The 14,613-nt window shown below is 36.1% G+C and carries 8 protein-coding genes; 6 read left to right on the plus strand and 2 right to left on the minus strand.

Annotated features, from left to right (window positions below; all coding sequences use genetic code 11):
* Positions 1-21 precede the first annotated feature (21 nt).
* From FNW07_RS09740 to FNW07_RS09765, 6 genes are all read left to right on the plus strand, one after another.
* On the plus strand, positions 22-1,953 hold the full coding sequence (locus tag FNW07_RS09740; RefSeq protein ID WP_126742596.1) for an LTA synthase family protein: 1,932 nt from the start codon (positions 22-24) through the stop codon (positions 1,951-1,953).
* A gap of 36 nt (positions 1,954-1,989) precedes the next feature.
* Entirely contained in the window at positions 1,990-2,580 is a 591-nt protein-coding gene (locus FNW07_RS09745) for a dual specificity protein phosphatase family protein (protein ID WP_126742594.1), read from the plus strand.
* 154 nt (positions 2,581-2,734) lie between these two features.
* Positions 2,735-4,285: an SDR family NAD(P)-dependent oxidoreductase gene (locus FNW07_RS09750; protein ID WP_126742823.1), complete on the plus strand. Its 1,551-nt coding sequence runs from the start codon at positions 2,735-2,737 to the stop codon at positions 4,283-4,285.
* Positions 4,286-4,447: 162 nt separating this feature from the next.
* Positions 4,448-5,392 (plus strand): nuclear transport factor 2 family protein, encoded by a 945-nt coding sequence (locus FNW07_RS09755; protein WP_126742592.1) that lies wholly within the window; start codon positions 4,448-4,450, stop codon positions 5,390-5,392.
* Positions 5,393-5,679: 287 nt separating this feature from the next.
* Positions 5,680-6,222 (plus strand): DUF4494 domain-containing protein, encoded by a 543-nt coding sequence (locus tag FNW07_RS09760; protein ID WP_126742590.1) that lies wholly within the window; start codon positions 5,680-5,682, stop codon positions 6,220-6,222.
* 281 nt (positions 6,223-6,503) lie between these two features.
* On the plus strand, positions 6,504-8,753 hold the full coding sequence (locus FNW07_RS09765) for a response regulator (RefSeq protein WP_126742588.1): 2,250 nt from the start codon (positions 6,504-6,506) through the stop codon (positions 8,751-8,753).
* A 53-nt stretch (positions 8,754-8,806) separates the two neighbouring features.
* Here FNW07_RS09765 and purL read toward each other — a convergent pair whose 3' ends face one another.
* Both purL and FNW07_RS09775 read right to left on the minus strand, forming a co-directional pair.
* Positions 8,807-12,475 carry a phosphoribosylformylglycinamidine synthase gene (gene purL / locus FNW07_RS09770; RefSeq protein WP_126742587.1) on the minus strand — a complete coding sequence of 1,223 codons (3,669 nt, stop codon included), beginning with the start codon at positions 12,473-12,475 and terminating at the stop codon, positions 8,807-8,809.
* An 87-nt stretch (positions 12,476-12,562) separates the two neighbouring features.
* Entirely contained in the window at positions 12,563-14,401 is a 1,839-nt protein-coding gene (locus FNW07_RS09775) for an endonuclease (RefSeq protein ID WP_126742585.1), read from the minus strand.
* Positions 14,402-14,613 lie beyond the last annotated feature (212 nt).

Below are 14,613 nucleotides of genomic sequence, written 5' to 3' on the forward strand. Positions count from 1 at the left end.
TGATTTTTAAATTGTATTGAAATGAAAAAGCATCTTCGGTTAGATGAATATAAAGCATTGTCTTTTAGGTTGTTGTTAGTTTATCTTTTTTACTTTATTTCCCGTATTCTCTTTTATTTTTACAATATGGATCTATTGAAAGTGGATTCGGTTATGGATTTCCTTTCACTATGTTATTATGGCTTAGCTTTCGATACGACCGCAATCTTGTATGTCAATTTATTATTTATTGTTTGTTCCATTCTTCCGTTTATTAAAAATACTACTGTTGGATATCAAAAGTTTCTATATTATCTTTATTTCAGTACCAATTTATTGGCCTATTCCACCAATTTTATTGACTTTATATATTACAAATATACTTTTGCACGGACCACAATTGTGGCGCTGAATGTTTTGGAACACGAAACCAATAAAACGACCTTGTTTTTAAGTTTTTTAGTGAATTACTGGCATGTGTTCATCCTATTTATTCTGACTTGCATATTGTGGGTTTTCCTGTATAAAAGAGTTATTGTTAAGGTTTCCCAACCAGATAAAAAATTACACTACTTTGGATTTTCCATGTTAGGTTTTCTGGTTATTGCAGTCCTAATCATTGGAGGAATCCGGGGTGGGGATTTCAAAAAATCAACAAGGCCTATCAATATTCTGGATGCCAGCCGACATGTAAAAAATATTGTGCATTCGGACATTGTACTGAATACGCCTTTTGCCATTATCAGGACCATATCAAGCAACAGTTTCATAAAACCTAATTATCCGGATATCAATGAACAGGTAATTTCCAGTAAGGTTCAGCCGATAAAAGAATACCACAATAATCCGGTTACGAAACCAAATGTGGTGGTTTTAATTATTGAAAGTTACGGACGGGAATATATCGGCGCTTTTAATAAAAAGGCGGGCATCCCTAATTATAAAAGCCATGCGCCATTTTTGGATTCGTTGTCACAACACAGCATGATTTATACCAATGCATACAGCAACGGCCGACAATCCATCCACGGGATGTCCTCCATATTAGCAGGAATTCCGGCTTTCAAGGATGCCTTTACATCATCACCTTATCCTAAGCAAAAAATTGAATCGCTGGTTTCCACGTTAGAAAGCGAAGGCTATAATACGTCCTTTTTTCATGGGGCCGCTAATGGTTCTATGGGATTTTTGGGATTTGGTAATATTCTTGGGATTGACAATTATTACGGAAGAACGGAATTCAATGATGATTCGGAATTTGATGGTTTTTGGGGAATCTGGGACGAGCCCTTTCTTCAGTACATGAAAAAAACGCTCGATACTAAGAAATCACCTTTTTTCGCTACGGTTTTTACAGTTTCATCACACGAACCTTACATCATTCCGGAAAAATATAAAAATACCTTTCATGAAGGGGAACTTCCAATACACAAGTGTGTGGAATATACTGATTTTGCATTAAAACGCTTTTTTAATGAAGCCAAAAAATCTCCGTGGTTTTCCAATACGATTTTTGTTTTGGTTGCCGATCATGGAAACCAGACGTTATATGATGAATTTCAAAAGCCGATAAACCGTTTTGCAGTTCCAATTCTGATTTACAAACCAAATAGTAAATATGTGGGTGTGGATGATGATTTGGCACAACAGATTGATATATATCCGACTATTTTGGATATGATTGGTTATCAGAAGCCATTCAGGAGTTGGGGCCGAAGTCTATTGGATAAAAAATCCAGTGCGCCTTTTGTCATGAATTCGACCGGAACTATTTACCAATTTTCAAAAGGCAATTACATTTGTACTTTTGATGGTAAGAACGCCTTAGGTTTTTATGAGAAGAATGATAAGGGATTGAAAAATAACCTCATAAAAGCCAGAAACCAAGAGATGAATGAATTGGAATTAAACTGCAAAGCATTCATTCAGGACTATATGAATAGAGTTGTGGATAAAAAGCTGTATGTTAAGTAATTAATTGTAAATTTGCGCCGAATAATTTTCGATATTATGAGTAAGAATAAAAAAATAATTGGTTTTTCAATACTTGCAATTGTATTGGTATTGGTGGGGAAGTATGTTTATGATATGAACATCAACCACAATTTTGAAACCATTACCGAAGGCAAAGTCTATAAATCTGGTGTTATTCCGCCGGATGAAATTGCCGATTATGTAAAAAAGTACCATATCAAGTCCATTGTTGATTTGCGTTTTCCCGGTACGAATGATTTGGTTAACAACCCTGAAATTCCTAAAGAATTAACGGCGGAGCAAGAAGCAATAGCCAAAATTGACGGTGTGAATTATTTTAATAATGGTTCCGATCAGGTTCCAAAACAAGAAAATCTGGATACGTTTTTTAAGATCATGGACAACAAAGACAATTATCCGGTTTTAATTCACTGTTATCACGGTATCGGTCGGGCCGAAATGTATTCGGCAATATATAGGGTTGAGTACGAAAATTTCACCAATGACGAAGCTCGAAAAGGCGTGAGGACATTACTGAAATGGAGCTCTTTTGATGACGGAACTCCGAAAGGAGAATATTTGAAAGCCTACAAGTCCCGAAAGCAATTGGCAGCAGAAAAGAAATAATTTTCATATAACATATTAAAAACTCATAAGCGATTATGAGTTTTTTTAGTTCTATAGTTGCCTTAAAAATCTGAACGAGGGGAATTTTAGCCAAATTATTAAAACTATATTTGCAATCTTGGAATTTACGCCAAGATCGATATAAGTTTTTATGATGGAGAAGATGGAAATAGATACTAAAAACGCGATTGCTTCGGAAGAAATCGACAAGTGCATCGCATTATTGACACAATTGGTTAATGACACGGATCAAATATTTGATATTCCGAAAGAACAAAGAACTGCTTTAATTAAAGCAGCAGGAATATTTTCAAGACCGGACCGTGATGAACTTTCGCGTAGAAAAAAAGACGGAAAGGCAGTCGCCAAACGCAAACAGGAAAAGAAAGACAGAACCGCCCGTAAAGAAACGGGAATACGCTACGCACGAGAAGCAAGTGTATTTGTGGCTCCAAAATTGTTGGCAATGGCCGACTTGGCAAATAAAGAACAATTGGAATTAGAAAATCCCCGAAATTGCTATATCTGTAAAACAGGATTCACAAAAATGCATCACTTCTACGATACGATGTGTACTGATTGTGGTAATTTTAATTATGCCAAACGTTTTCAGACTGCAGATGTAAAAGGACAAATAGCTGTCATAACCGGTTCTCGCTTAAAAATAGGATACCATATTACGTTGATGCTTTTACGTGGAGGAGCAAGTGTGATAGCCACAACCCGTTTCCCGGTTGACTCCGCATTGCGTTTTTCGAAGGAGGAAGATTTCTCCGAATGGGGACATCGCCTAAAGATTCATGGATTGGATTTAAGACACATCCCGAGTGTGGAGATATTCTGTAATTTCATAGAACAGAAATACCAGCGTTTGGATATCCTTATCAATAATGCGGCACAAACTGTTAGGCGTCCAGCCGGATTCTATACCCATTTGATGGAAAACGAAGAACGTCCAATTGCCTCTTTACCCAAACAGGCACAGGATCTATTGCTGGACCATACTGATTGTTTACAGGAATTGAAAGCATTGACCACGGGAGTTTCGTCCAATCAGAATATGCCTGTGACCTGGCATGGTCCGGAACCGGGAATTGGATTAAGAGCTTCTGCAAAGTTGTCTCAGATTCCTTATAGTTTTGACAATGCGTTGGTTTCAAAGGAAGTTTTTCCGGAAGGAGAATTGGATGCCGATTTACAACAGGTAGATTTAAGAAAGACAAATAGTTGGCGTTTAAAGCTCGGACAAATAGAAACTACTGAAATGATAGAGGTGCAACTTGTAAATTCAGTAGCGCCGTTTGTATTGTGTAACCGACTTTCAGAAGTAATGAAGAAAGACAATACCGGAAAAAAACACATCATCAACGTTTCGGCTATGGAAGGGAAGTTCTATCGGGATTTTAAGGAAGACCGTCACCCTCATACCAATATGGCCAAAGCGGCGCTGAACATGTTAACGCATACAGCTTCAGGTACTTTGGCGAAAGATGGTATTTTTATGAATGCAGTCGACACCGGTTGGGTTACTGATGAAGATCCGGCAGAATTGGCCCAAAGGAAGCAGGAATTGGAAGATTTTCAACCGCCATTAGATATTGTCGATGGCGCAGCGCGGGTTATGGACCCTTTATTTGATGGTATTAATACAGGAAAACACTGGTGCGGAAAATTCTTAAAAGATTACAATCCTATTCCTTGGTAAACTTTCCATTATTAAACTCCTACAAGACCTCATTCTTTTACGGATGAGTTTTTTAATTGACTGAAGCTTTTTATTTTTTTTAAATCTTATCTGTTGATTTACAATCTGTTGAATTTGTAATTTCGTAAATTTGTAGTATTATTAACAATAAATTTATTCAAGATGAAAAGAGCATTATTCATTGTGATGATGGTTTGGGCTTGCATCACTTACGGACAAAAAAAAGTCAATGGGACTATTTATGTGGAACATCCTGCAATTATTGCAGTGGAAGCGATGCAGCAAGCCTTTATAAAGGGCGACTCTGTTAAGGTGGCGAGTTTTTTGACAGATGATTTTAAAGCGTATTATGGATCGAATACGAATAAGGAAGATAAAGGAAGAGATAAGAAACAATTTATAAGTCAAGTCAGATCCTGGAAAAACAATTTCGATTATGTAAGTCTAAAGCGCTCCGAAGGTGCATATCCGGATGCAATTGAATATAAAGACGGTAAAAATGACGATGTGACTTGGGTTCAAACTTGGGATCATTTGAAAGGAATACATAATAAAACCGGAGTATCATTGGATATGCCGATTCACAGATTGTTTATTGTTAATAATAAGGACAATAAAATTAAAACGATGATCAATTATGCTGATCCCGGAGCTATGGAAGAAATTGGTAATAGTTATACCGAACGGAAAAATGGTGTAATCTACAACAATCATGAATATATCAATAAAGTAAGGTTAATGATTCATGCTTTTGAAAATAAGGATTTTAAAAAAGCCTATAGTTTTTATGATAAGAATGCCCAATTCAGAAGTTGTAATATGGCTGTTGATGAAAAGAGTCTGACATTGGATCAGATGAAAGAAATGGACAAAATAATGTTCGAAAAATATGATATTACAAGTATCGATGTGGTTGGTTATCCGGATTATCTGAATTATGATTTAGGGAATCAAAAAGTGGTGCAGTCTTGGTGGAATATGAGACTCACCCGAAAAGCCGATAATAAAAAAATCGTCTTACCAATACTTTTTATAGACACTTTTAATGACAGCGGACTGATTGTTGACGAAATTGCTTACTATAGCGAATCACTTCTGGCTAAATAAAATGGGCATTGTTTATAATTTTCAATAATTCTATTTAGTAATAGTTAGCTAATGGATAGGCTGGCATAATGGCATCAAGAACATAGAGGTTTTCCAGCCTTCCGTCTATGACCAACGAAAAGGTACACGAGCTTGATACCCATTGATTAGATTTCTAAATTATTGCTAAATAGAATTTTTATTGTAATTATTATATTTAAATCAGCATTCGAAATTGTGAATATCTATTTTATGAATTGTAGATTTCAGTTCCTTTAAAATCTATCTTTGACATCCTTAAAAAAAATATGAGCACTATGTGGTATGAATGTAAAGTAAAATATAGAAAAACGGATGATACTGGAGGACAAAAAATTACGACAGAACCTTATTTGGTAGATGCGTTATCTTATACAGAAGCTGAAAGTAGGATTAATGAAGAAATGAAAGCTTATATTAGTGAAGAATTTAAAATCACCAATATAAAAGTAGCAAACTACGCGGAAATACATCCTTTTGAAAATACTGACCGTTGGTTTAAATCAAAAATTTCCTTATTGGCTTATGATGAAGAAACTGGCAAAGAACGAAAATCGAATATGTATTTTTTAGTGCAGGCCAACGACGTAAAAGAAGCTTTTGATAACACTGTTACTATAATGAAAAATACCATGGGTGAATATTCTATTCCTGCTATTTCGGAATCTCCGATCATGGATGTTTTTCCTTATTTTTCTGGTGAAGATGGTGAACTGGAGCAATTAGAAAAGTTTAATGCACTCAAAGCCTCTAAACTTGAAGTTAATGAAGCGATAGAAACCTTGGATCACATGGAATTTGAAACTGTTTAATTGTAAAATTCACCAAGCAAAAAAATTGATAATATATAGAGAGGACTTAGTCCTCTTTTTTATTGTGCAAAAAAATCAGGAAATTTAGCGCTAATATGTTGTTACATAACCGCACGGTTTGAGGTTTTATTGTGAAAAAATTCTGCATCTGGGTCCTGATCCCATCCTACATCGTAATTTGAATCTAGTTTTTGTAACAGTTTGAAATTTAATAGCTTCGGGATTATTTGATTAAAAGTGATTATTGTTGTAAATTCATTAAAAACTAATTTAACTGAATTGTGAAACGCATCCATATAGTAGGTAATGATTTCATAGGAAACAAAGGCTTTATAGCTTCAATATTGTGTTTACTGTGCCTATGCTTTTTTTTTATTACGCCTTCCTTTGCCATTCCACAACAATCTGCCATTGATAGTACTGTTTTAAGGGAATTTGAAAAAGCTAAAAAGCTGATTTCACAGAATAATTATGAATTGTATGAACAAGGAACCCAAATCATAAATAAATTAGAAAAAAAGTTAATCTCTCAAAAAAAATACGACCAGCTTTTATACCTGTATTTAGAAATTTCTTATTTCCATATAACACAATACGACTATAATTCGAGCAAAAGAACATTAGATAAAACTGGTAAAGTATTAGAAAAGCATAGCAATAATAGTATTCGGGGGGAATATTATGAACATTTGGCAGTATTTTATAATGCACAGGGAATGACTGCTTTAGATGAAAAATACACACTCTTATCTGAAATATATCTAACCAAATATGCTCCAAAAGAAAAACAGGTCGATTTGTATTATAATCTGACACTTTTATATTTAAACAAACAAGATTGGAATCGTACTTTGCTGAATTCCTTCAAGTTTTTAAAGATTAATGAAGAAACCGGAGGAGATTCGGATCAACCGGAAATAGATTTGATTATTGCTGAAAGCTATTACAATCTAAATCAGTATGAAAAAGCCTTGCAATATTTAAATACGGTAAAAAAATCAAATGTCTTTTTACATCACGATGATGATTTTTTACTGAAATCCCGTTATTATCTGATTTTAGGAGAATTGTATCAAAAAGAAAAAAATTATAAAGAAGCAGCAATCAATTTAAAAATTGCCAATGACTATTTTAAAAAACGTTTGGTGTACAGGGTGGTAAAACTGAATAAATCCTTAAATCAAAAAAGGGAATTGGAGGTTCAAAATATTGAATTTCAGTCGGTAATAAAGCAAAACGAACTTATAAATGAAAATCTAAAGTACAAAAATTACTTGCTTGCACTTTGTTTAATAACGATTATCAGTTTAATAATACTGTCATACTTTCAATATCGTAATGCTAAATTTAAAAGCTCCATTAATCATTTATTAAAAGAGAAGAATGCACTGCTATATAAAGCCAATTCCGAACTTGAAGATGCGTTAAACATTAAAAAGAAATTATTAGATACCATTTCACATGAATTGCGAACACCTATTTATACATTAAACGGACTTCTTTATTTAATGAAAGAAGACAAAACCAATTATGAAAAAAACATAGATCAGTTACAAGCTTCGGTTCAAAACCTTTATAATTTGTCTGGGAATATCATTGAGATTAATGTATTAGATACTTTTGATAACGATTACATACCTAAAAAGGATATTGTCTCATTAAGGGAATTAATTTCAAAAATTCTGGCCTCAGTTAAAAAAAACAGGAATAATAATAACAGTAGTTCGCTGCTGTTTGATAATGAAATACCAGATAAACTTTTATTAGACCAAGCCAAACTGTATCAGGTTTTGTTTAGTTTAATTGACAATGCCTTCAAGTTTTCAAAAAACGGGAATGTTATTGTGGAAGTTAAAAAAATGCTGGTAAATGAAAATAGAACGGAAATCCAATTCATAATCAGTGATACCGGTATTGGCATCGCCCCCGAAATTAAGGATAAAATATTTGACTTGTTTATCCAGGGTTCTGAAAAAATTAATTATGAATATGGAGGAAGTGGTTTGGGACTGACTTTGGTTAAAAAAACCCTGGCTTTATTTAATAAAACCATTTCAATAGATTCCGTGCCTGATAAAGGTACCAAGATTTCTTTCTCATTAGATTTTGAAAATTACCATGAAAATGAAAAATTTGAAACACTATCAGAACCTAAAAAAATAAAGGACCCTTCAAAAATTAAAATTCTATTAGTAGAAGACAATAAAATAAATCAGCTAATCACAAAACAGATTATTACTAAAAAAGGCTATGTGTGTGATGTGGCCAACAACGGATTTGAAGCCTGTAATATCGTGAAGGAGAATGACTATTGCTTGATTTTGATGGATATCATGATGCCCATTATGGATGGTTTTGAAGCGTCAGACTACATTTCGAAATTCAAACCGGATATTCCAATTGTTGCCTTAACAGCTATCTCGGAAGATGTCAACAAAGAGTTATTTACAGCTTCAAAAATCAAAAAGGTGCTGAGTAAGCCTGTAGATGTTGAAGAACTTTATAAAACTGTGAATTTTTATTGTGAATAAATCATAAAATAAAAGCGCTCCTTTAATAGAGCGCTTTTATCAATTTAATAGTCTTATACTTTTTCAATCCATTTTCTGGCATTCACAAAAGCTTCGTGCCAAGGTGAAACTTCATCATTTCGGTCTTTCGGATAATGAGCCCAGTTCCATTGGAAAGTAGAGCGTTCAATATGTGGCATCATCACTAAGTGACGTCCTGTCGTATCGCAAAGCATCGCCACATCAAAATGTGAACCATTCGGATTGGCAGGATAGCCATCGTATGCATATTTAGAAACAATGTTGTAATTTTCTTCCCCTAATGGCAATTCAAACTTTCCTTCACCATGCGAAACCCAAACTCCAAGTGTCGCTCCGGCAAGACTCGATAACATCACCGACTTGTTTTCCTGCACTTTTACAGAAGTAAAAATACTTTCGTGTTTATTACTGTCGTTATGAAGCATTTTTGGTTTTTGTTCGTGCTCCGGATTGATTAATCCCAATTCAATAAACAATTGGCACCCATTACAAATTCCGACAGATAGTGTATCTTCTCTTTTAAAGAAATTATCCAATGCTGTTTTAGCTTTTTCATTGTATAAAAACGCTCCCGCCCAACCTTTGGCCGACCCTAAAACATCTGAATTGGAGAATCCTCCGACTGCACCAATAAACTGAATGTCTTCCAAAGTTTCACGTCCCGAAATCAAATCGGTCATGTGCACATCTTTGACATCAAAACCGGCCAAGTACATCGCATTGGCCATTTCACGCTCGGAATTACTTCCTTTTTCACGGATGATGGCTGCTTTTGGTCTGTCATTGCGAGTGCCCGAAGCAATCTCATCCAATACAGGCTTATTACCGGTAAAGTGTGCCGGGAAAATAAACTCTAATGGTTGGTTTTTATAATTGTCGAAACGCTCTTGAGCCATTCCGTTTTTAGATTGCTTTTGGTCTAATAGGAAGGAGGTTTTAAACCAAATATCCCTGTATTTTGGAATGTCTAATTTACATGGTCCAAAATCTAAAACAGCTTCATTGGTAACTATTCCTAATTTATGGAAAGAAACGTTATTGGTTTTTAATTTTGATTCCACCGCAGCATCAGTTTTCGCCTGGAAAACAATCCCGATATTTTCAGCAAAAAGGTATTTGATAATGTCTTTTTCTTCCAAAACCGAGAAATCAATTTTGGCACCCAAATTCACATCGGCAAAACACATTTCCAATAAAGTGGTAATCAATCCACCACTTCCGATATCGTGTCCGGCAACGATGTTGTTTTCCAGAATTAATTCCTGAATCGTATTGAATGCTCTTTTGAAAAAAGCTGAATCTTTAATCGTTGGTGCCTCATTTCCAATAACATTCAATGTTTGCGCAAACGATGAACCACCTAATTTAAAAGCATCTTGTGACAGATTGATATAATAAATAGAGCCACCGTCTCTTTGTAAAACAGGCTCTACTACTTTTTGAATGTCAGTACAGTTTCCGGCCGCCGAAATAATTACCGTTCCCGGTGCAATCACTTCTTCGTTTGGATATTTCTGTTTCATCGAAAGCGAATCCTTACCCGTCGGGATATTGATTCCTAATTCGATTGCAAAATCAGAGCAGCTTTTTACTGCCTGGTATAAACGTGCATCTTCGCCTTCATTTTTACAGGCCCACATCCAGTTGGCTGACAGGGAAATTCCGTTCAAGCCATCTTTTATGGGTGCCCAGATAATATTGGACAATGCCTCAGCAATAGCGGTCCTGCTTCCTGCAACAGGATCAATCAACGCCGCAACTGGCGAATGTCCGATTGATGTGGCAATTCCTTCTTTTCCTAAATAATCCAATGCCATTACACCACAATTGTTCAAAGGCAATTGTAAAGGCCCGGCGCATTGTTGTTTGGCTACTTTTCCACCAACACAACGGTCCACTTTATTGGTCAGCCAGTCTTTACAGGCCACAGCTTCTAATTGTAGTACTTGCTCTAAATATGTTGAAATATTTCTGATGCTATATTCTAAATCAGCATACTTTCTATCGATGGTTTTATCTGTCATTACTACTTTAGGTGAACTTCCAAAAAAGTCTTCCAAAGCAAAGTCCATAGGTTTGGCACCGGTAGTTTTTGATTCAAATGTAAAACGATGATCTCCGGTAACATCTCCCACCTGATACATCGGGGAGCGCTCTCTATCGGCAATCCGCTGTAAAGTGTCAATGTCTTTTTGTCCAATGACTAATCCCATTCGTTCCTGGGATTCGTTTCCGATGATTTCCTTGGCGGAAAGGGTAGTGTCTCCAACAGGTAAATTGTCTAGATTGATTAAACCTCCCGTATCTTCCACCAATTCCGAAAGACAGTTTAAATGTCCTCCCGCACCGTGATCGTGAATCGAAACAATTGGATTTATATCGCTTTCCACCAAACCACGAATGGCATTGGCAGCACGTTTTTGCATTTCAGGGTTTGAGCGTTGGATGGCATTCAATTCAATTCCCGAACTGAAAGCTCCGGTATCCGCAGAGGAAACTGCAGCGCCACCCATCCCGATTCTATAATTTTCACCACCAAGGATAACAATTTTATCTCCTGTCTGTGGTTTTTTCTTAATAGCTTGATCTTCTTTTCCAAAGCCGATTCCTCCGGCTTGCATAATCACTTTATCGAAACCTAATTTCCGGCCCTTTTCTTCATGCTCGAATGTCAGGATGGAACCTGTAATTAACGGCTGTCCAAATTTATTTCCGAAATCAGAAGCTCCGTTTGAGGCTTTGATTAAAATATCCATTGGAGTCTGGTACAACCATCTTCGTTGGTCCATTCCTTTTTCCCATGGCCTGTTTTCGTCCAGACGGGAATAAGAAGTCATATAAACCGCTGTTCCTGCCAAAGGTAAAGAACCTTGTCCACCAGCCAAACGATCCCGAATTTCTCCACCAGAACCGGTAGCCGCTCCGTTGAATGGCTCGACAGTCGTGGGGAAATTGTGGGTTTCCGCTTTTAATGAAATTACCGAGTCAAAGTCTTTCACTTCGTAAAAATCTGGTTTGTCAGCACTTTTGGGAGCAAATTGTTGTACTCTAGGGCCTTTTACAAAAGCCACATTGTCTTTATAAGCTGAAACAATATTGTTCGGGTTTTCCGCAGATGTTTTTTTAATTAATTTGAATAGGGAAGATGGCATTTCTTCGCCATCGATGATAAAAGTTCCATTGAAAATTTTATGGCGGCAGTGTTCCGAATTGGCCTGAGAGAAACCAAAAACCTCTGAATCGGTTAATTTTCGTCCTAACTTAGTTGATAAATTATTAAGGTAATCCACTTCTTCATCGCTTAAGGCCAAACCTTCTTTGGTATTGTAGGCTGCAATATCTTCAATGTCCAAAATGGCTTCCGGTTGGATGTTGATGGTAAAGATATCCTGATGTAATTCGGAATATTTTTGCGAAAGCATCGGGTCAAAATCCTTGAAATCTTCCGCTACTTTTTGAAATTCTTCAATTCGGATGATTCCGGAAATTCCCATGTTTTGAGTAATTTCGACAGCGTTTGTACTCCATGGCGTAATCATAGTGACACGTGGACCAACAAAAAAATCCGCTAATACGGATTTTTCTATTTTATGTGCGTCGCCAAAAAGCCAGTTTAATTTTGAAATGTCTTCCGTAGAAATTTGGTTTTGCGTTTGGACTGCAAAAACCGTCTTGGTTTGGTTACCGAAGAAATGAATCATTGTGTGTGTAGTTATTGTTGCGCTGCAAATTTAATCATTTAAGATTAAATTCCGAATTAAAAAAAGCGGCAATTTGCCGCTTTTTGGTTAATTGATTATTATTTTTTTGGTAATGGATTTTGAATCTTTGGTGACCCTTAATAAATAGATTCCTTTTTGCAGGTTCGAAAGGGAAAGTGACGAATTATCAGTATTGTTCTTTTCAAAAACTTTTTGTCCAAATAATGAATAAATCTCGATGGAACTACCGCTGTCAGCCTTTCCGAAATCAATAGTGAAATTACCATTGGAAGGGTTGGGATATATTCTTACATCATTGAAATAGAGATTATTTTCTTCTATATTTTCACTGAGACGACTGCCTAAATTATTGCAGGTATCTAATGTAAATACATCCCATTGCGTGGCTTTATTAAAAGTAGTGCTTGGTGCTGTTACCGTGGACTTTCTTCTTAATGTTTCATCAGCCGAGAAGTTTGCCGTTCCACCATTGAAGGTTCCGATAATATCAATCAGTATGCCGTTTTTAAATAAACCTACGGCGTCATTTCCATTAAAAGTCATTTCTCCCGCGGCTGTCGATATGTTTGCAGAACCGGTCGCATAGCAACTGGATGCCATTAGACTATTGACAATGGTAAATTTACTGCCGCTATTTAAGGTCCCAGACAAGCTTAATCCTGTACTCCATGCTCCGGCACCATTGGTTTGTTTTTTTATGCTATAGATTGATAAACTTACTGCGCCGCCTGTTAAATTGGCGATTTCCAATGCTTTATTATTTGAAGATCCTTCAATATATTCTGAAAACAACAAATCGGTCGCTGTTGTCCCCGATGAAGTTGTTTCAGTTAGTGTATTACTGGATATTGAAAGGTTTCCAACAGCATCTTTTGCATTTACATAAATGAAATACGGAGTGGATGACAGTAATCCTGTTATGGTGTAAGATAAACTTGTTACGGTGGCTTTTAAAACACTGTTTACGTATATGTTATAACCAGTCACCGCAACATTATCTGTCGAGGTATTCCAGCTTATTGAAATCGTGGAGGTTGTTTTGGATATTGAAACTAAACTTCCAGGTGCGGTTGGTGCTTGTGTATCAGCGGTGGGATTCCACACTTTTTGTACATACTCCGGGTGGTCGATATACGGATTACGATTATTTTGACGGGCATAAATCGCATTGTTACGTGCAATTTCCCTTGCACTCACCGGATCCTGGGTATTCCAGGCTAAAAGAATGTTTAAAAATGGCGTTGTAAAAACCTTATTGCTGGAGCCATCAAACATGGCATAGGAATAACCTGAAACCGTATTTTCATATCGGGTGGCAAAATAAAAATACATTCTGGCGATATCCCCTTTGAATTCATTTATTGGTTCGAAAACGGTTCCGGTGTATCCCGCCGCAATTCCAGAGTTGGAATTTGGACCCAGTTTACCCCCGTTTTGTGAGGTGTATGTAGGCGAAGTGACCATTCCGTGGGGATAATTAGCCCGCATCCCGTTTACTTTTCCATCAGTGGGAGGTATAAAATGTGCATCAGCAACCATTGGTGAAAGCGAATTAAACACGGATTGCGGAATCATATGTTCTCTATTATAACAATCGCCTTCAACGCTGTATGTTCCACATTGGCTTGTCGAATAAAAAAAAGTATAAGGATCTGTTCCCGTCGGGTTTTCAGAATAGAGATCGATTATTGTATTATCATTTTCATATTGGTTGTCCCTGTCCGATGTGCTGTAGGTTGTCCAAAGACCGTTATAACCACGATCGGTATGTCCTTTAATGATAGTATACAATTGTGTTTTTAAGGTGTAACCGCTGCCTGTTGCATTATTGTAATAGCCGGAAGGAATTTGTGCAATTGTTATTGTGCAGAACGTCAGTAATACTAAAGTGTAGAATTTTTTCATAAGTGGTAAGTTTGGTGGTTGGTTTTTAAATGTACTAAAAATCTATCAAAAAACTGATTATGAAGCAAATAGTTTTTCAACACTAAGCAAAAGTATAGGTTTTGAAAGCGTCTGGCGTTAAGAAATCTTTATCGAATAATGATATTCTTGATTGCAATTTCTGCAATAGTATAGAACACAAAAAATCCATTTTAGAAATTAAAATGGATTTT

The organism is Flavobacterium sp. GT3R68 (assembly GCF_007109225.1).
GTDB lineage: Bacteria > Bacteroidota > Bacteroidia > Flavobacteriales > Flavobacteriaceae > Flavobacterium.

Excerpts from the sequence above, each read along its gene's own strand:
- FNW07_RS09775 (WP_126742585.1), bottom strand. The coding sequence starts at position 14,401 with ATGAAAAAATTCTACACTTTAGTATTACTGACGTTCTGCACAATAACA.
- purL (WP_126742587.1), bottom strand. The coding sequence starts at position 12,475 with ATGATTCATTTCTTCGGTAACCAAACCAAGACGGTTTTTGCAGTCCAA.
- FNW07_RS09760 (WP_126742590.1), top strand. The coding sequence starts at position 5,680 with ATGAGCACTATGTGGTATGAATGTAAAGTAAAATATAGAAAAACGGAT.
- FNW07_RS09740 (WP_126742596.1), top strand. The coding sequence starts at position 22 with ATGAAAAAGCATCTTCGGTTAGATGAATATAAAGCATTGTCTTTTAGG.
- FNW07_RS09750 (WP_126742823.1), top strand. The coding sequence starts at position 2,735 with ATGGAGAAGATGGAAATAGATACTAAAAACGCGATTGCTTCGGAAGAA.
- FNW07_RS09745 (WP_126742594.1), top strand. The coding sequence starts at position 1,990 with ATGAGTAAGAATAAAAAAATAATTGGTTTTTCAATACTTGCAATTGTA.
- FNW07_RS09755 (WP_126742592.1), top strand. The coding sequence starts at position 4,448 with ATGAAAAGAGCATTATTCATTGTGATGATGGTTTGGGCTTGCATCACT.